Source organism: Hyphococcus sp., from assembly GCF_041986965.1.
Classification (GTDB): domain Bacteria; phylum Pseudomonadota; class Alphaproteobacteria; order Caulobacterales; family Parvularculaceae; genus Hyphococcus.
Genome location: NZ_JBHIXB010000003.1, coordinates 90156 through 108663, shown reverse-complemented (window position 1 = coordinate 108663; position 18508 = coordinate 90156). Strand labels below are relative to the sequence as shown.

General features: G+C 59.1%; 15 protein-coding genes. 5 read left to right on the top strand and 10 right to left on the bottom strand.

Going from position 1 to position 18508, the window contains the following annotated elements:
* Positions 1–51 precede the first annotated feature (51 nt).
* Positions 52–3222, top strand: coding sequence for an Ig-like domain-containing protein (locus tag ACFC5L_RS14240; RefSeq protein WP_375203708.1), 3171 nt, complete (start codon positions 52–54; stop codon positions 3220–3222).
* Here ACFC5L_RS14240 and queG read toward each other — a convergent pair.
* Positions 3219–4331 carry a tRNA epoxyqueuosine(34) reductase QueG gene (gene queG, locus ACFC5L_RS14235; RefSeq protein WP_375203709.1) on the bottom strand — a complete coding sequence of 371 codons (1113 nt, stop codon included), beginning with the start codon at positions 4329–4331 and terminating at the stop codon, positions 3219–3221. The two genes, ACFC5L_RS14240 and queG, sit on opposite strands and share 4 nt — an antisense overlap.
* A gap of 5 nt (positions 4332–4336) precedes the next feature.
* Positions 4337–5020, bottom strand: a complete 684-nt coding sequence (locus ACFC5L_RS14230; RefSeq protein ID WP_375203710.1) for a glutathione S-transferase family protein — start codon at positions 5018–5020, stop codon at positions 4337–4339.
* A gap of 182 nt (positions 5021–5202) precedes the next feature.
* Between ACFC5L_RS14230 and ACFC5L_RS14225 the strand changes: the two genes are divergently transcribed.
* Positions 5203–6846, top strand: coding sequence for a hypothetical protein (locus ACFC5L_RS14225; protein ID WP_375210770.1), 1644 nt, complete (start codon positions 5203–5205; stop codon positions 6844–6846).
* A gap of 14 nt (positions 6847–6860) precedes the next feature.
* On the opposite strand, the gene cysQ is transcribed toward ACFC5L_RS14225, so the two are convergent.
* Positions 6861–7655, bottom strand: a complete 795-nt coding sequence (gene cysQ, locus ACFC5L_RS14220) for a 3'(2'),5'-bisphosphate nucleotidase CysQ (protein WP_375203712.1) — start codon at positions 7653–7655, stop codon at positions 6861–6863.
* 54 nt (positions 7656–7709) lie between these two features.
* Positions 7710–7934 (bottom strand): hypothetical protein, encoded by a 225-nt coding sequence (locus ACFC5L_RS14215; protein WP_375203713.1) that lies wholly within the window; start codon positions 7932–7934, stop codon positions 7710–7712.
* A 172-nt stretch (positions 7935–8106) separates the two neighbouring features.
* Here ACFC5L_RS14215 and ACFC5L_RS14210 point away from each other — a divergent pair, with 172 nt between their 5' ends.
* The gene (locus tag ACFC5L_RS14210; RefSeq protein ID WP_375203714.1) at positions 8107–9567 is read left to right on the top strand and encodes an undecaprenyl-phosphate glucose phosphotransferase; all 1461 of its coding nucleotides are present in this window, start codon (positions 8107–8109) and stop codon (positions 9565–9567) included.
* Positions 9568–9657: 90 nt separating this feature from the next.
* Positions 9658–10962, top strand: coding sequence for a UDP-glucose dehydrogenase family protein (locus ACFC5L_RS14205; RefSeq protein WP_375203715.1), 1305 nt, complete (start codon positions 9658–9660; stop codon positions 10960–10962).
* A gap of 18 nt (positions 10963–10980) precedes the next feature.
* On the opposite strand, the gene ACFC5L_RS14200 is transcribed toward ACFC5L_RS14205, so the two are convergent.
* The 6 genes from ACFC5L_RS14200 to ACFC5L_RS14175 all read right to left on the bottom strand — a co-directional run bounded on the left by ACFC5L_RS14200 (position 10981) and on the right by ACFC5L_RS14175 (position 17886).
* A complete protein-coding gene (locus ACFC5L_RS14200; RefSeq protein ID WP_375203716.1) occupies positions 10981–11493 on the bottom strand; it encodes a hypothetical protein in 513 nt (170 codons plus the stop codon).
* Between the two features lie 159 nt (positions 11494–11652).
* Positions 11653–12939 (bottom strand): MFS transporter, encoded by a 1287-nt coding sequence (locus tag ACFC5L_RS14195; protein WP_375203717.1) that lies wholly within the window; start codon positions 12937–12939, stop codon positions 11653–11655.
* Between the two features lie 69 nt (positions 12940–13008).
* Positions 13009–13776 carry a lysophospholipid acyltransferase family protein gene (locus ACFC5L_RS14190; protein WP_375203718.1) on the bottom strand — a complete coding sequence of 256 codons (768 nt, stop codon included), beginning with the start codon at positions 13774–13776 and terminating at the stop codon, positions 13009–13011.
* An 11-nt stretch (positions 13777–13787) separates the two neighbouring features.
* Positions 13788–14405 (bottom strand): TetR/AcrR family transcriptional regulator, encoded by a 618-nt coding sequence (locus ACFC5L_RS14185; protein WP_375203719.1) that lies wholly within the window; start codon positions 14403–14405, stop codon positions 13788–13790.
* Between the two features lie 424 nt (positions 14406–14829).
* On the bottom strand, positions 14830–16326 hold the full coding sequence (locus tag ACFC5L_RS14180) for an alkaline phosphatase family protein (protein WP_375203720.1): 1497 nt from the start codon (positions 16324–16326) through the stop codon (positions 14830–14832).
* A 93-nt stretch (positions 16327–16419) separates the two neighbouring features.
* Positions 16420–17886 (bottom strand): alkaline phosphatase family protein, encoded by a 1467-nt coding sequence (locus ACFC5L_RS14175; protein WP_375203721.1) that lies wholly within the window; start codon positions 17884–17886, stop codon positions 16420–16422.
* A 244-nt stretch (positions 17887–18130) separates the two neighbouring features.
* Here ACFC5L_RS14175 and yajC point away from each other — a divergent pair, with 244 nt between their 5' ends.
* The gene (gene yajC / locus ACFC5L_RS14170) at positions 18131–18460 is read left to right on the top strand and encodes a preprotein translocase subunit YajC (RefSeq protein ID WP_375203722.1); all 330 of its coding nucleotides are present in this window, start codon (positions 18131–18133) and stop codon (positions 18458–18460) included.
* Positions 18461–18508 lie beyond the last annotated feature (48 nt).

Genomic DNA, 18508 nt, shown 5'->3' with positions numbered 1-18508 from the left:
CTAGGCTTCAATCCTCTCTCTCAGCCTACTTATAGTGTGCGTGGACATAATATGAGTTTCGATTTTGTCGCCCGCGACAGCGCCGCCCGACTAGACTTTTCCGACCTTGTTGATGCAGCAAGCAGTAATGCTCGAACGTCGATCAGGCGCAACCGCAAGGCTCAAAAACAAGGGGCCAAGCAGCGTCTGGCTCAGGCGAGCATGCTGGCGCCTTTGCTGGCGCTGGAAGGGTGTTACACCATTGGCGGCAATGACGGTCCATTAAAAGGCGGCGAGGACCGCGCTCCAGACGGCGGAGATAAAAGCAATAGCAGGAATGGCGGCGGAACAGCGACGCCGCCAGTGACGCCTGCAGCGCCGGTTGAGCCTTCTGCTATTGAGGCGTTCAATGACGACCATTTCCATACGGATGCCGGCGAGGGGATTCAGATCGCGGCTGACGATCTTCTCTCCAATGATATTGTGCCCGAAGGGGTCAGCGCTCAGCTTGTCCGTGTCTTCGGCGCGTCCCACGGCACGGTGATGCTTCATGACGGCGCCGTGCATTTTACGCCCGAGGCGGGATATGAAGGCGAAGCAAGCTTTCAGTATGAAGTGCGCGACAGCAATGGCAATCTGAGCCGCGCGCAGGTCGAAGTTCATGTTGGTCCGCAAGACGGCATGGATGATGGTCATGATGGCATGGATATGGGCGATCATGGCGATCATGGCGACATGCCGGCAGGCGACGGCCATTCCCATGTGCATCCGGACGATCCCATGAAGGCTTCCGAGCACATGGCGGTGCTCAATCTCGTACCGGTGGAAGAAGCGACGCATATCGCGGTGAATAACGGTTCCTGGTTTGATCCGAACACCTGGGCGAGCGGCGAGGTGCCGGGGGAAGGCGCGAAAGTCGTCATCCCTGACGGCGTTGACGTAACCTATGACGGCGAAAGCGCGGTCTCGCTTTTTACGGTGCGCGTTGATGGTTCGCTCGATTTTGCGACTGACCGCGACACTTTCATGGAAGTGGACACGTTTGTTGTCGCGCCGACCGGCAAGCTGACCATCGGAACGATAGACCAACCGGTATCGGCGGGTGTCGAAACCGTTATTCAATTCGCGGATAACGGCCCTATCGACGTGAGCTGGGATCCGATGCTGCTGTCGCGCGGGCTGATCAGTCATGGCGATATTCAGATCCACGGCGCAGAAAAAGAAACTTTCCTCAAGGTCGCCGCCGATCCCATGGCGGGCGATACATCGCTGACGCTGGAGTCATCGCCGGAAGGGTGGCAGGTTGGCGACAAGCTGGTGCTGACAGGCACGCATCTGACGCCGACGGAAGACGCTTTGCCGCTTGAGCCCCGCAATGACCAGACCCAGGATGAAGAGTTGGTCATCACCAAGATCGAAGGCAACACGATCTATTTTGACAAGCCGCTTGAGTTTGATCACGACGGCGCGCGGGCGGACTTGAAAGCCTATGTTGCGAATTATAGCCGCAATGTCCGCTTTGAGACAGAAAATGCAGACAGCCTGCCGGTGCACCAGCGCGGGCATACGATGTTTATGCACTCCGATAATATCGATGTGCGGTATGCGGAGTTCTATGAGCTGGGCCGTACCGACAAGTCTGAGCGCGCCTTTGAAGCCGCCGACGCCGATCACCTCGAAAGCGACAGCAATGTCAAGGCGCGCTATTCACTGCACATACACCGCGCGGGTGTTTCAGACGTTGACGATCCCGCCATGATCGTTGGCAATGCGGTCTGGGGCTCTCCCGGCTGGGGTTATGTTCATCACGATTCAAACGCCGTTCTTGCCGATAACGCCGCTTACGATGTCTATGGCGCCGCGTTTGTTGCGGAATCCGGCAATGAAATCGGGCGCTGGTCCCACAACATCTCCATCAAGTCGATCGGCAATGGCGGCGGTCCGAAATGGCATGAGGATGTGACGGCCGGCGACATGGGGCGCACGGGCGCGGGGTTCTGGTTCCAGGGCCGTCTGGTCGAGGCGGTAGACAATGTCGCCGCCGGCGTGCCGGGCGGTCAGGGCTTTGTCTATATGTCGCGGGGCGGCATCTATCTTGACCCCAATACGGCGCATCTGTCTGAATCGTTTGGGTATCACGAACTCGTCGCAAACCAGATTCCGGCCATCACACAGTTTGAGGGCAATGAAGCTTTTGCTGTCGGGACGGGTCTGATCGTTATCAAGAATAATTCCGAACAGCATCACGATGTCCGCACCGTGATTGACGACTTCAAAGGCTGGGAAGTCGGCACCGGGATACATCTTGAATATACGGCGCATTACACGCTGAAAGACATTGATCTTGTTGCCACGGACGGGTCAGCCGGCAGGACTGCATGGCGCGGAATTGAATACGGCCCCGCCGCTGTCAACATGGTGATCAATGGCGCTGATGTTGAGGGTTTCCCCGTCGGGGTTTACCTCATGAAGGATCAGACGGGCATGAACCACCCCTTCGACGGAGATTGGGGATATGTGTTCATCGATGTGAACGTTGAGGGCGCCGCTGAGGATTATTATAACCTAGACGGCAAGGAGAAATTTCTCACACGCGCCGATCTGGTTGAGGGGCGCCTTGAATATGAATCCACTGTCGTCGGCATTCCCGATACGCCGGTGCCCAACACGCCGGAATATATTGACCTGACCGGCGTGCGGACGGATGAAATCGGTGAGGATGTGGTCTCGCCCAGTTGGGATCCGATCCGCCATAACTACTTCACCCTTCGCATCGCTATTCAGGAAGAGGGATACTGGACCCTGCCTGATGGCCGGACCGTGGTCGTGATGGACCAGTATTTCGCCGATCGCGCTACAGGCGCAATCGACAAGGTCGGGGTTGTTGTCGAGTGGACTTACAAATTGAGCGACGCGAGCAACGAGGGCCAGGAATTGAAATATAACGGCGTCCTTGATCTCTCAAGCGATGCGCCAGTCGCCCGTACGGACTTTGTCACTTTGGATCAAAATGGGTCGGTCACCTTCGATGTTCTCGCCAACGACTTTGATCCTGATGGAGATACGATTGCAGTCGACGGCGTTACTTACGCCAGCCATGGCTCCATATTCGAAAATGAAGATGGAACGCTGACTTACATGGCCGATCCCAACTATTCCGGGTCCGACGAGTTCTGGTATTGGGTGGAAGATGACAATGGCAATTTCACTAAAGGCCATGTGCAGGTGACGGTGGAAGTCTAGGCCGCCAGCCATTCGGCGCACACGGTTTCGTCAGTTTCCTTTGTGAGATGCTTGCTACGCAGCGCTTCGATTTTTTGCGGCGCTAATTGTGACAGCGCCCAGACCGCGGCGCCGCGTACAACCGCGCTGTCATCATGTATTCGCTCCAGGACGGTTTCGACCAGACTGTCGTCGCCTGAGTTTCCGATAGCGATCATCACGTTGCGCACAAAACGATCGCGGCCTGTGCGTTTCACAGGCGAGCCTGAGAAAAGGGCGCGAAACGCGGTATCGTTCAGGCTGGCAAGGTCTCGCAGGGCTGGCGAGTGGAGATCATCGCGGGCGTGAAACGCGGCTTCTTTTGCGCGATCTGCAAATTTGTTCCAGGGACAAACAGCAAGGCAGTCATCGCAGCCATAGATACGGTTGCCCATGGGCTTACGGAACGCGCGAGGAATTGGGCCGGGATGTTCGATGGTGAGATAGGAGATGCAACGCTGCGCATCGAGTTGATAAGGCGCCGGAAACGCATTTGTCGGGCAGATGTCAAGGCAGTTATTGCATGATCCGCAGTGGTCGGACTCAGGTTTATCCTGCGTTAGGTCGAGCGTCGTAAAGATTGCGCCGAGAAACAACCAGGAGCCAAATTCGCGTGACACAAGATTGGTGTGCTTTCCCTGCCAGCCAATTCCCGCCTGTGCTGCGAGAGGCTTTTCCATGACGGGCGCCGTGTCCACAAAGACTTTCACTTCTGCGCCGGTGTCCTCCACAATTTCGCGGGCGATGCGTTTGAGACGTTTTTTGACAACGTCGTGATAATCGCGGTTTTGCGCATAAACAGAAATTGCGCCGTTGGATTTTTCGCTTAGCGCGCTGAGTGGATCTTTGTCCGGTCCGTAATTCATGCCGAACATGATGATGCTTTTGGCCTCCGGCCAGAGGGTCTGGGGTTGCGCGCGCTGTTCTGCACGCGTCTCCATCCATCCCATGGTTCCATGACGGCCGAGTTTTAAAAAACGCAATAGCTTTTCGCGCATGCTTTCCGGAAGGCTCGCAGGCGCGATGCCGGCGGCGTCGAAACCCGCCTCTTTCGCCATGGCGAGAATGCGCGTTGTCACCGCCTCGCTCATGGATGCTAAAAATCCGGATTGTCGTAATGGGCGGGCGGCGGCAGGCCGTCGATACGGTCGCGCAGGACCGGCCGCATGGAAGGACGCGACTTCAAGCGCGCATACCACTCCTTGACGGTTGGAAACTTTTCCCAGGGTACGGAGTCGATATAGTCGAGCGCAGACAGCTGGCCCGCAGCGGCGAGGTCGGCGACGGTAATACGCTCTCCCGCGAGCCAGTAGCGCTGCTCCAAGAGCCAGGACATATAATCAAGATGCCAAGAGAGCGCCTCGGCGCCGGCTTTGAGGAGTTCGTAATCCGGCTGCCCCCGGCGCATTAATCTTTTGTCGATGCGCTCGCGCAGGGTGAAGGCGGAAACGTCAGCCTCGAACTTGTCCAGAAACCAGGCGGTGAGACGCCGCGCTTCGGCGCGGCTTGCAGAAGTCGACGGCAGCAGCGGTTCGCTGGAATAGGCTTCCTCGATATATTCGATAATAGCGCTCGCGGGCGAGAGTGCGACGTCTTCTCCCGTCGGCGCCTCGTCAATGAGCACCGGAATGGCGCCAGCCGGGTTCGCAGCGGCGAGCGCGCCGTCCTCATCCGCCCATGGGCGTTTTTCCACAAACTGAGCCGGCAGGCCTTTTTCGGCGAGCGCGATACGGATCATCCGCGAGGCGGGATCAAGAGGCATGTGAAACAGGGTGCGCATGGCTACTCGTTAACGCAGTAACCTTGATGATAACAGCGCCAATCTCAGGGCAAACCCGTAAGACGCTCTTTTCCGGCGATTTTTCCCCCTGTTCTCAACCTGCGGCAGGCGACTTGCAAAGTCCTCGTTAAGGATTGGCGGGCGTGTCCCGCCGGGTGGGTAAAGGTCAGGGGTTGTCCCAGATGAATACGTCTCACGGTGCACAGGACGCATTTGAAACAGAGCTGGGCTGGCGTGCGTCGGCTCCTCGCGCCAGAAGGGCGGCGATGTCGATCTACTCCTGGCGTGAGCCCGGCTGGTCGTTTTTGTGGTCCGTCGGAGCTGCAACCGTATTTGTCATCGCGGCGGCGCTTTCGCCGGCCTTGTTAAGTCTTTCGCCGACAGTGGATATGATCGCGCCTATCGCTGAGGCGCGCGCCGTAATGGCGGGGCAAGCCGATCTCGCGGCGCAAGAGTCTCCTTTTTATCTTATGCTTTTGATGGCCGCAGACATGTTCGCTGATGCGCCGGGCCGGGTGCATCTTGTCGCCAAGGCCATGGGCGCCTTTTTGGTGCTTTATCCTTTCGCCTATCTTGCTTCGACGCGCTTTCCGACGGCGTTTGGCGTTGCGGCGACTGCTGCGCTCGCCGGTTTCGCCGCCGCGCCGTTTTCGGGTCCTGAAGAGCTCGGGCTTGCGTTGCTGTTAGTGTGCGGCCTTTCCTTTGTTTCTGTTTCAGCCGATGACTCCGCCTCGCGCGCACGGCTTGAAGGCGCGCTTGGCGGCGGTCTTCTTTTCGTCTTGTGGCTGCTTAATCCGGCGTTCGCCCTGATCGGTTTTATTCTTTTGTCAGTCTGTCCGTTCCTGACAGGCCGTTATGGTTTGTGGCGTTACGCTTTTGCTTTTGGCGGTTTTGTTCTGCTTGCCGGCATCACAGAAATCTTGATGCCGGGGATGAACATGGCGCGCGCCGCCGCAGCGCCGGAAACGCTGACCTTACACAATATTATAAAGGGCGGAGAGAGCAGCGCCTTCGGTCTCGGCGCCGCCGCCTATGGCGCAGGTGTGATCATTTTCATGAGCGCTGTTTTTGGCGGCAAACCGCATTGGAAGAACTGGGCCGCCGCCGTCGGCTTGTTGCTGGCCGGGCTTGTCGCGGCGCGTCTTGCCGGCGCCAATGCTCTGCCGGTATTTGCGCTGGCGGCGGGGCTGGCGTGCTTTTCCGTATCATCGCCTTTCTATGACGGGCTTTTCCGCGATCATGACCGGGCCAGTGTGGCGAGCGCTTTTTCCGCTGGCGCGCTGACATTGTTCTGGACCGGTGTCATTGCCATTCACGCCGCCGGCCAGTTTTCGCTCCAGTATCAGGCCATCAAGACGGCTCCGGAAAACATACGTTCAGAGCTGGCTCTGGTTCAGCCTGGCGGGCCGACTATTGCGAAATGGGTGGAGGAAGGACGTTTTTCCACGCCGGAAGCGCGGGAGTTCTTTGCGCTAACGCCCGTGGATCAGTCGGCCATGCTGCTCGAGGCGGCGGCGCGTGCGCGTACGCTCGCTGCGAATGGTCTCGACATTGCGTTTCTCACTGGCGCGGACACGGCTTGCGTTCTCGCCGAAGACCGCAAATGTCAGGCGGACGGCCCCGCCGCGGCGGAAAAGGCGAATGTCATCTTTGTGCCGCGCCTCGAAATGGATCCGAAAAGCGCTGAAGCCAAAGGGCGCGCCGAAGCGCTTCTTTATACGCAGTTCAAGATGGTTGAGCGCACGGCGTTATGGGAAATCTGGGTTCGCCGCGATTCCGGAGCGCCTGCAAATCTCTTCCAGATGTCTGAGTCGCTCTATCGCTGATGTAGCGCTTGGGCTTATGCGCCCCAGGCGATGAAATGCGGATTGTCGAAGCCACGCGCCTTTTTGTTATAGGCGAGGGGGGCGCCCTCCGGATGCGTGATGACACGTCCGCCCGCCGCTTCCAGAACGGCCTGGCCTGCGCCCGTATCCCACTCCATCGTGCGCCCGAACCGCGGATAGATGTCCGCGACGCCTTCGGCGATGAGGCAGAATTTCAAGGATGAGCCGGCGGCGGTGAAGTCTGCGACGTTGAGCGTCTTCAGATAGTCGTCGGTTTCGGCCGAGCGATGTGAGCGGCTGGCGACAGCGATAAGGCCGTCCGCAGGCGCCTTACGGGCGCGGATGACTTCACGTGCGCTGATCACGCCTTTGGCGTCCACGGCGGCTTTCCACGCGCCGTCACGTCCGCCGACAAAAAGCTTGTTGATCGCCGGTGCGTAAACGACGCCGAAGACCGGCTTGCCGTTTTCGACAAGCGCAATATTGACTGTGAATTCACCGGTGCGCGTGATGAATTCCTTGGTGCCGTCGAGCGGATCAACAAGAAAGAAGCGGTCGCCAAGCTCCGGAATTTTGCCCTCGCTCGCACTTTCCTCGGCGAGGACCGGCACATCCGGCGCAAAGGCGGCGAGCCCGGCGAGAATGATTTCTTCGCCCAGCCTGTCCGCCTCAGTCACGGGCGATTTGTCCGCCTTGGTTTCTGCCACAACCTCGCGCGCATAGATTTCCATGGCGGCGGCGCCGGCCTTGATCGCGAGCGCGCAAAGGGCTTCGGAAAGCGTGTCGTCAGAGAAAAGAGCATCAGTCATGGAGTCACCCATGACGGAGACGAAGCGAAATGGCAACCCGCGAAAGGCCGACTCTCAGCGGAAGGCGACGATGGTGAAACCCGAGGTCTGGCGTGGGGTTAATCCCCCGCAAGGCAGGATTTCCTGCACGATCCAGCCCTCATCCGCGAGCTGGTTGAGACGCGCCTGAAGGGCCTGGGCGGCGGCCCGGCCATAGTCGCGTTCATCGGCTACGAGGCCGAGCGGGCGGACCTTGGCGTCCCGCCAGCTCACATGAAACGCCGCAAACTGTTTCGACATGGCACAAGTAACCTTTTTGACGTAAATTAGCCTTAAACCGGCCCCGATTGACATTCAAACTTCGGGCCGGTTGATATCCGCGCCCGATGGGAAGGGGCCGGTTCCGGTTTCCTTTCTCAAGACGGCGACCCTGGGTCGGCGGCGGGAGCGGATTGGGAAAACAGACCTTCGAATGGCGGAACCGGGCGTTAAAGAGACAATAGACAGTTTTTCGACCGACGGCGTGCGCCGGCGCGGGCCGGTGGCGCGCGCGCTTTTCGGCGACATCGTCCAGTTTATCGACTTCCTCCTTGTCATTGTCGCTTCCGTGGCGGTGGCTGAGGTCTATCACGTCTTCTTTCTGCAGACGGCCATCGATCTTCAGAACTATGCCGCCGCCGGCATTATGGGGGCGACCGGGCTGACCGCGCTTTTGCGCCGCGACGGCTATTACGAGTTCGACCAGATCGCCTCGGCGTCCAAGATGATGCGGGCGATCGTTTCCCGCTGGGCGCTGGTTCTTCTCGGGCTTCTCGCTTTCGGCTTCGCCCTCAAGATTTCTGAGAATTTCTCCCGTGTCTGGCTGACTTCGTGGTCAGGCGCGACGCTGGTTTCCGTGATTGGCGTTCGTCTTGCTGCCGGTGAAATGGCGCGGCGCATGAGCAAGGATGGCGGCGTCTTTGCGCGGCGCGTGGCGGTTGTCGGCGCTACGCAGCTCGGCGTTAAATTCGCCGAGTATGCGAAGAACTCTCCGGCAGGCATTTACATTGTCGGGATTTATGACGCGGGCCTCATCAATAACGGAGACGGTAATCAAAACGCAGCGAAGGGCGATCTCAATGATCTCGCGCATGCTGCGCGCAACGGTGAAGTTGACGATATCGTCATAGCCGTGCCGCGCGCATCAGGAACTGAAATGGAAAAGCTTGTGCGCCGGCTGTCGATCCTTCCGGTGTCCATCGCCATTTGCCCCAACATTCACTGGCTCGACCATCTTGGCGGCGCTATCAGCGATGTGGGCGGCGTGCGCGTTCTGTCGCTTTACCGGCGTCCGCTGGAGGGTTGGGGCGGGGTTCTCAAGACGATTGAGGACTATGTGCTGGGCGCTATTGCGCTTGTCCTGTTGACGCCGGTGATGCTGGTGATTGCGGCGGCCGTGAAGCTGCAGGGAAAGGGGCCTGTCCTGTTCGCGCAGAAGCGGCACGGTTTCAACAATGCTGTGTTTAAAGTCTATAAGTTCCGCACCATGACGGTCGCCGAAGACGGCGATGTTGTCACGCAGGCCAAGGTTGGTGATGCGCGCATCACGCCGCTGGGCGCGATCCTGCGCCGGTACAGCCTTGATGAACTGCCGCAGCTCCTCAATGTCATCCGGGGTGAGATGTCGCTTGTGGGGCCGCGTCCCCACGCGTTGGCGCATAACCACCAATACGCCCAGATGATTGAGAACTATTCGGGCCGGCACAAGGTGAAGCCAGGCATCACCGGCTGGGCCCAGGTCAATGGGTTCCGGGGTGAAACCTCGGAAACGGAGCAGATGGAGGACAGGGTGCGATATGACCTCGCTTATGTCGACAACTGGTCCCTCTGGTTTGACATCAAAATCCTGTTTTTGACTGTGAAGGCAGTGGTCTTTCCGAAAAACGCCGTTTAAGACCTCCCACCATATTGAGAGCTTCGCCGCCCGGGCGCGCCATTTCCGTGCGACGCCCTTCCAGCGGCCTTTGACGATGGGAATGCCGCCATGCGCGTCACCATGATTGGCACCGGATATGTAGGCCTTGTTTCCGGGGCCTGTTTCGCTGATTTCGGCCATGAAGTTGTTTGCGTCGACAAGGACGAAACCAAGATCCGCAAGCTCGAAGCCGGTGAAATCCCGATTTACGAACCGGGGCTTGAGGCGCTCGTCGCAGAGAATGTGAAGGCGGGCCGCTTATCGTTCAGTCTGGACCTCGCGGCGTCGACGCCGACGGCCGACGCAGTCTTTATCGCGGTGGGAACGCCGTCGCGCCGTGGCGACGGTTTCGCCGACCTCTCCTATGTCTACAAAGCCGCTGAGGAAATCGCCGAAGTGATGGACGGCTATACTGTCGTTGTCACCAAGTCGACGGTGCCGGTAGGCACCGGTACGGAGGTTGAGGAAATCATCCGCCGCGTGCGGCCCGACGCCGATTTCTCCGTCGTCTCCAATCCGGAGTTTTTGCGCGAAGGCGCGGCGATCATGGATTTCAAAAAACCGGATCGCGTTATTGTCGGAGCCGAGGACGAACGCGCTAAAAAAGTCATGCGCGAGCTTTATCGCCCGCTCTATCTCAATGAAACGCCGATTGTCTTTACCAACCGCGCGACGTCCGAGTTGATCAAATATGCGGCCAATGCGTTTCTTGCGACCAAGATCACCTTCATCAACGAGATGGCGGACATCTGTGAAAAGGTCGGGGCGAATGTTCAGGAAGTTGCAAAAGGCATTGGGCTGGACGGGCGCATAGGTTCAAAGTTTCTTCATGCCGGCCCCGGTTATGGCGGTTCGTGTTTTCCGAAAGATACGCTGGCGCTGGTGCGCACCGCGCAGGTGAATGATGCGCCCACAAGGATTGTCGAAGCCGTCGTCGAGATCAACGACAACCGCAAGAAGAAAATGGCGTCACGCGTCATCGACGCTTGCGGCGGCTCCCTTGAGGGCAAGACGGTTGCGGTGCTCGGGCTCACCTTCAAGCCCAATACGGATGATATGCGCGATGCGCCGTCGCTTGATATCGTGCCCGCGCTCAAGGCGGCTGGCGCGAAAGTGCGCGCCTTCGATCCTGCAGGTATGCATGAAGCGCAGGGTCTTTTGAAAGATGTTGAGTATGTCGACGGCCCGTATAACACCCTTGAAGGGGCGGACGCCGTCGTCATCATCACTGAATGGGACGAATTTCGCGCCCTCGATCTGGAGCGCGTAAAGTCATTGATGAAAACGCCGATCATGATCGATTTGCGCAACATCTACCGCCCGGACGAAATGGCGGAGGCGGGAATCGCCTATCACTCCATCGGGCGCCCCTAGAGAGCGTAGTCAGAAAAATTAGGCGGCGCGAAGTTTTTTGAGGATTGCGTTTTTGCGCGATGCGCCGGGTTTCGGCGGCGCGCTGATATCGAGACGAGCGCGGCTCAAAATATCGGCGGTCACCATGGGCGCCTCGCTGCGGAACAGCGTCTTGCCGTCGTCATCCACATAGATAATGAAAAAGCCTTCTTCGGCGTGCAGCGCATGACGTAAAAGCGCCGGGTCGAGCCAGTCCATAGGATCGCCATTCTGACGCGGCGTCGCGTCGCCATAGACTTCCATTACCGTAATGTCTTCACGGATGAGCGCGGCGATGGCCGGCTTCAACAATCGCCGTTGCATCCGGCAGGCGGGATGGTTGGCGCCTGGCCCGATGATGAAAAGCGTGTTGCGCGGCGAAAACTTTTTCACTGTTTCAGCGTTGCGCAGGCTCGTGCCAATCTCGGGAATGAGATTGGGCCGGAAAGAGGCGAGCGCGGCGATAAAACCAAAGACAAGGCACGTCGCGATGATGGCGAAAGTCAGTTCCATACGATGTGGAAAATACCCTCTCGTCCTTGCTTTCCCGTTAACCCGCTGTTTGCAATGCGCGCCTGCCCAGGGGCTGGGCCGGGGACGGGAAGGTTTACGAAAGATTAATATCACGCAAGCCGAGACGGCAAAAGCGAAAGCAGCGCTGCGGGGGCATGATTAAAGCGGCGGCGGCGCGTCAGACAGCATTTCGTCATAGAGGCCGTGGGGCAGGGTGCGTCGGCGATATATCATCACGCCGGCGGCGAGGAGCATGACCGCACCGGCGGCGACAAAGGCCAATCGCGGATCGGCCCCGGTGCGGGTGATTGCAAGAACTGAGAGCGACCCCGGGATGGCGAAGGCGGCATAGGCGAAAGCCCCGGCGGCCATGATCCGCGCCCGCACGTCCCGCCGGGCGCGGCGCTGCATCGCGGCCTGCAAAGGCGCGATATAAACGCCGGAAAGGCCCGAGGTGAGGATAAGAGCGGCGATCAATATCCGCCCGCCGCCTGACGTCACCATCATCTCAAGGGTCAGCGGCGCCTCGGCGGTTCCCGCGGCGAGGGGCGTCAGAAAATAGATCGCGATGCTCATGATCCCGGCGCCGGCGATTGCGATTGTTGAGGCGCCGAGCCCCGATGTTTTCCGCGACAGACTTGCGGCGGTAACGGCGCCGAGCCCTGCGCCAATGGCGAAGAAGCCGTTGAGCGCCGCCCAGACTAATGGCGTCGCATGAAGCGCGTCGCGTCCATAAAGGGGGATGGCGACGGTGAGCGCTGTTGAGAGAAAATAAAAAAGCGCCGAGCCGAATAACGGCGGAGCGACGCCCGGGCTTTCAAAAACATGCCGGAACATTCTGGCCGTTTGCTTGAAGCCATTGAAACTGAGCTTGAGGTCGGGATCGTTCGCAGCGGCATGCGGCGCGAAAAGAGCGGCGGCAAGGCCGATGCTTGACGCAATGACCAGTATTGCGCCCACAAGAACGCCGCCATCGGGCAGGACAATCAATGAGCCGCCGACGAGGTAGCCAAGCAGGATGAACGTAAAGAGCCCCGCATTGCAGAGGCCATTGCCGCGCACGAGCTCATCAAAGGCGAGATATTTCGGCATTGCGGAAACCCGCACCGGAGAAAAAAAGGCCGATTGCGCGCCCATGGCGAACAGCATGGCGATGGCGAGGCCGCCCCAGCCGAAAGCGAAGGCGGCGCCGGCGGTCAGCATCAAAAAGAGCTCCGCAGTCTTTGTGCGCCGAAACATCAGCGATGTTTCGTATTTGTCGGCCAATTGTCCCGATACAGAGGAAAAAATCAGGATTGCCGCAGGCAAGAGCGTGCCGATGACCGGGATCGCGTCGTCGGGTTTTGAAAACACCGGCACGGAAATGATCCCCGCTGGTATCCCGATCAGCAGCGCCTGGCGCAGCGTGTTGTCGGCGAAGGTGCCGAAAGAAAGCGCTGTCCACATAGGAAGAAAACGCCGCTGAAAAAACAGGGGAAGTTTAGCGGCGCGGGCCGGGGCGGCTGTCACTTGAGTTTAACTCCGCGGGTCGGGCAGCAAGGCGCCAAGTTCTCTGTCTTTCGGCGCTTCTTCGCCCAGAAGCTCAATAGACCGTGTTTCGATGGCGCGCTCAAGGCGCAGCATGAAAGTCTCCTTGTCGAGGCCGGGCTCAATCGGATCAAGATATTCGATCACCGCTTCGCCCGGCGTCAGGCGCCAATGCTGTTGCGGCCATCTGAGGCCGAGATTGGTTGCGGCGGGCACCACCGGTCGGCCGTAAGCTTGATACATGTGAAAAACGCCCTTTTTGTATCGATATTGCTGGCCCACCGGCGCGAGATGGCCTTCGGGGTAAATGAGAATCCGCCGGTTCTGGTTCTGCGCCTTTTTGAGCTCTTGATCCACGAGCCGCGCGCGGGCGTGGGCGCCGCCGCAATTGTCGACGACAATGGCGCCCATCTTCCGCAATACGCCGCCAACCAGCGGAAAGTTCTCCAGGTGATCGCCGGTGACGAACGCGATATCCTCGAACTGGGAGAAGGTTAAAAACCCGTCGCCCCAGCTCTGGTGCTTGGCGGCGATGATGAGCGGTCCGTCCGGAACTTTTTCCTTGCCGCGCACGACGATCTTTATACCTGCGATCCATCGCATCCAGAAACACATGACGCGGGTATAGCCGAAGATCCAGCGCATGAGCGGTTTCCGCCCCGGCAAGATCAAGAGGGGAATGGCGCCGAGCACATAGAAGATCGACGTCAGCCAATAAAGCGCCTGAAAGACGATAGAGCGGATGGTCGTAATCATGACGGCCTCGCTTAGGATTTCAATACGGCGATGACAGCGCGGGCGAGGGCGTCCTGGTGATCTGTGAGATCGCCCGTCACCCGCCCGTAGATCTTGTGAAGCGCCGCCTGCAACACGACGCCGAGTGCGCTCGCCGCTTTCAGCGCCGCATCGCCTTCGGGGATTTCCCTGGCGGCCGCCGCTGCGGCGATCATGTCCTCAACAATGGCGACAATGTTGAGATCGTGCACGCGCGCCGATTTATCCGCATAGGGAAGAAAACGGTGTGTTGTCAGAAGATGATAGGAAAAAAGCGTCCAGTCCTCGTCTGCGATCTTTGCATAGGCGGCGACGATGGCGCGCGCCTTCGCCTCAATGCCTTGCGCCGTTTGCGCCGCCGCGGCCACTTCGCGGGCGAGGCGGGTGTGGATGGCGAAGAACATGGCTTCGGCCAGGGATTCCTTGCTGGGATAATGGCGATAGAGCGCGCCTTCGGAAACGCCGCTGGTCGCCGCCATTTCACGAGTGGTGACCGCGTCGACGCCGCGCGCGCAAAAGAGCCCCAGCGCCGCCCGTTCGATCCGGGCTTTCGCGCCGGCCGCGCCCTCTGTCACACCTTCAAGGTCCTTTGGGTCGACTATGTCCCGCATGGGCCGTTCTCCCGCAATTTGGCCAAACTGGCCGGTGTGAGCGTTCACTCACACATGTAAAATAAGGAACCGGGACGCAAAGTCAAGTGAGCGCTCACTCATTTTTTGGGAAATAATGCCGGGAGGGGGTGTTCCAGAGGGCGCTCCAATGACGGGAAAAACACCTCAAATCTGATGAATTCCTGCGGTTTTTTGAGGTTTGGTGAAGAGTTATCCACAACCTCCGGGACGGCCCTATGATGCTGTCCGGTCAAGGACATCGGGCGCCTGCGCTGACGGCGCGCGCAAGCCCCCCGTGCGAGCCTTGTGCAGTGGTGAAAATGGAATGCGAATGATCAGGAGCAGAAAATATCAAATGGCGCCAGATCGGCTGCAGCCCCGGCAAATTAGCGGGGCAAAAGTGGCGCGGGCCGCTCGCCGCCCGCTACTCCGCCGCGTGGCTTGGCGTCGCCCGGTGGGAAGGTTTGCAAGCGCTTCTGACGGCGTTCATCACGGGCGCTGCGATATGCTCAGGCAGCTTGATGCCGGGATCGTGCATTTCAGGCGGACCCCAGAAGAAACCGGAGGGATTGTGATCGCCGGTGCGCTGAACCGGCGCCAGCTCGATCTCGCCGTAAATGTCTGAAACAATTTTGCGGAAATTGTTCGGCGCCGTGTCGCGATCCCATTCGACATAAAGATCGGGCAGCTCTTCTATATAGGGTCCATCGTAATTGCCGCGCATGGCGACAACCTGTTTGACGAGCGGCAATCCGGTCTCGGCGTTTTTGAAGGTCATGAGGGCGTCGGTGAGTTCTTTGATCACAGCGTCATAATCTGCGCCGGGTTCGACGACGCCATATTTTTCGCGGCCCTTGACGTTGATGCGCACGGCGCCGGCATTGTCATTATGCGGAACGGCGAAATAGCGCCGTCGCGCGAAATCGTTGACGGCGACTTTACGGCGCACCGCGCGCACAAGCGGCGCCAGCCGCCTGCGAAGGTTCAGCGGCACGAGAGAATGAAAGCTTTGTTTTGCAGTTTCCGCGACCGTCGGCGGCGCCTCAACACCCCAGTCGATACGGCGCAGCATTTCATCCATGACGGGGTTCGCAGTAATCAGCGTCTCCATCCCGGGCCCGCCATACGCAAAGACTTGTGCGTCCGGGCCTGCCGCGTCGAGAATTTTGCCAATGGCTTCGTCAATACGGCGGTAACATTCCGCCAGCGGTTTCTTGATCACCTCGGCGATTGCTGGGTCGTAGGCTTCATGGCTTTCATCTTCGAGGTGATAGAGATGGTGGCCCACATCATGGGCGTCGGAAAAGCAGGCGACAAACATGTCCCAGTCATGCTTGCGCAACTGATCGCAACAAAACCCGGTTTTGCTTTTAATGCGATTGAAAAGGTGGTGGAGGTAATCGCCAATCTCTTCCGCTGTTTCTCTCGGCTTTAACTCAAAGCCGCCGCCGATAGGATCGCCCTGAAAATATTTGGCGCCTTCCTCCGCCAGCGCCGGCGGCAGCCAGATGGTGTCGGTCAAGGGATCGTGGCCGAGCCAGTTGTCGACCAGATGTCCGTTATCCAGTGGCTTGGGCATCATCCGGTGCCAGTCAACGACGGCGACGCGGTAGCCTTCCCGGTCGAGACGGTTCCAGAAGGGCGTAATGTCCGGGATCGACGATTCGTGGTTTGGGATAATGTCGTAGGTGTCGGGCTTGAACTGCATGAAGAAATAATGGCCGTGATGGGCCGGCCCGGCGCCGATGGAGGCGCTGTTCCAGAATTGCGCTGCGCCCTGGGCGGCGTCATTCTCGATCGGATGGACGGCGGCTTGGTCTCTCAGACGCTTGAAATTGGGCAGGTCTCCAGCCTCAATCATGGCGTCCATGAAGGCCGGATCCGCTCCATCCATCCCAAACATCAATATTTTCGCCGGCATATTTCGCCCCATCCCGATTGCGATCTGTAAAAACCCCTGTCGCAGCAAAAATCCTGCCATGAATGACATGATTAACAAAGGGTCTTGCGGGCCCTACGGATGCGGCCGCTTATCGCGCACGCTGGCGAGAATGTGCGGCGTGACGTCTTTCGGACGATTGATCGCGGCGCCGGAGCAGGCGGAGGGCGCCCAGAAAAATCCTAGGGGGCTGTGGTCGCCTGTGCGGGCGTGCCGTGAGACCTCGACTTCGCCTAATGATTGCGAAACGAGCTTGCTATAATCGCCCCGGGTGTCGGTGCGATCCCATTCAATAAAGACATCGGGAAGGAGGTCGCGATAGGGACCGTCGAACTCTTTCGATGTGTCGACCACACGCTTGACGATAGAACGTCCGGTTGCGGGATTGATAAAGGAGGAGACGCCTTCGCGAATATCTTCAATCACCGACTGATATTCATTGCCCGGCGCGACGGTGCCGAATTTCTCTCGGCCTTTAAGATTGATGCGGATGGCGCCGGCATTGTCATTATGCGGAACAGCGAAAAACCGCCGGCCTTCATAGGCGTTTTTGGCGAGGCGCCGCCGCGCCCAATGCGCAAGCGGGGAGAGAGTGCGGCGCAAAGACTCCGGGATCAGGGAATGATAGGTTTTCTTCGCTGTCTCGGCCGTGGTGAGGGGCGCTGAATAGCCAACGTCCACACGCCGCACGATTTCATCGAGGGCGTCGTTGGCGCTGATGAATCTCTCCATGCATGGTCCGCCGAGCAGGAAGACCGCCGCGTCTTCACCAGCGGCGGAGATGATTGCGCCAATCGCCTTGTCGAGGCGGCGATAACATTCCTGCAGGGGTTTACCGAGCGCGGCGGCGATCTCCGGGTCGTGGAGGCCGTGATCTTCATCTTCGACCTCCATGTAATAGTGGCCGACATTGTGGGCTTCGGAGAGGCAGGCGACATAGAAGTCATATTCCTTTTCCCGCAGCTGGTCGGCGAAAAAAGACGCTTTGATCTCCACGCGCTTGAAGACGCGACCGAGAAATTCCTGCATTGCGGCGGCGCCCTGGCGTGGCTGGCTGGCGAAGCCTTCGGCGATCGGGTCACTATCGGCGTAGCGTGCAGTGATCTGTTCTAACTCCGGCGGGTGGCAGACCGTGTGGGTCAGGGGTTCATGGGCGAACCAGCGATGCAGAACCTCGCCATGCGTGAGGGGCGTGACCGGCATTTCGTACCAGTCGACGACGGCGCCCCGATAGCCTTCCGCGTCGAGCGCTTTCCAAAACGGCGTCACCGCCGGCAGGCCGAGGTCATGGTCGCTGACAATATCATAGGTGTCCGGCCGGAACTGGAGGTAGAAGTAATGGCCGTGATGGGCTGGGTTTTGGCCGATGGCCGCCGAGGTCCAGAATTGGACGTTCCCTTGGCCGGGATCGTTTTCAAGCTCAAACGTCGCTGACCGCTCCTTCAGGCGGCGGAAATTGGGCAATTCGCCAGCGGCGATCATCCGGTCGATCAGGCGATGATCAGCGCCGTCCAGGCCGAGAATAAGGGTTTTTGCGCCCATGTATCGCTGCTCCACTAAGCTTTGCCTGTTTTTTGCTGATCCGGCGCCCATAACCAGCAAATCTTGCGCCGCCAGGCGGGGTGGCGAGCGGGGGCGGCGGGAAAAGGGCGGCCGGGCGCATTGCAACCGGACCTTGGATGGCTATATATCCCGCGGACCTTACCGGGCCCTGAGTCTGCCGATAGGCCCATAGGAAAACAATTATCCGGCGGCCCGGTCCGCTTCCCGAGGGAGTTATCTGCTGATGTTCTTTTCGCCCGCTTATGCGCAGGCCGCCGACGCCGCAGCGCCTAATCCGATTCTTAATCTGGCGTTCCCGGTTCTGATTTTCGTGATTTTCTATTTCCTCTTGATTCGCCCCCAGATGACGGCGCGCAAGAAGCATCAGGAAATGGTGTCGAATGTGCGCCGCGGCGACGTTGTGGTCACGGCCGGCGGCATCGTTGGCAAGGTGACGAAAGTCCTCGAGGGTGAGGAGGTCATGGTCGAGCTTGCGGACAATGTGACGGTGAAGGTGGTGAAGTCGACCTTGAGCGATGTGCGCACCAAGCCGCAACCGCCCGCTAACGACTAAGCCGCGCCGCATGCAACGAGACGGCGCGTAAGGCGCTGAAAACGGGCC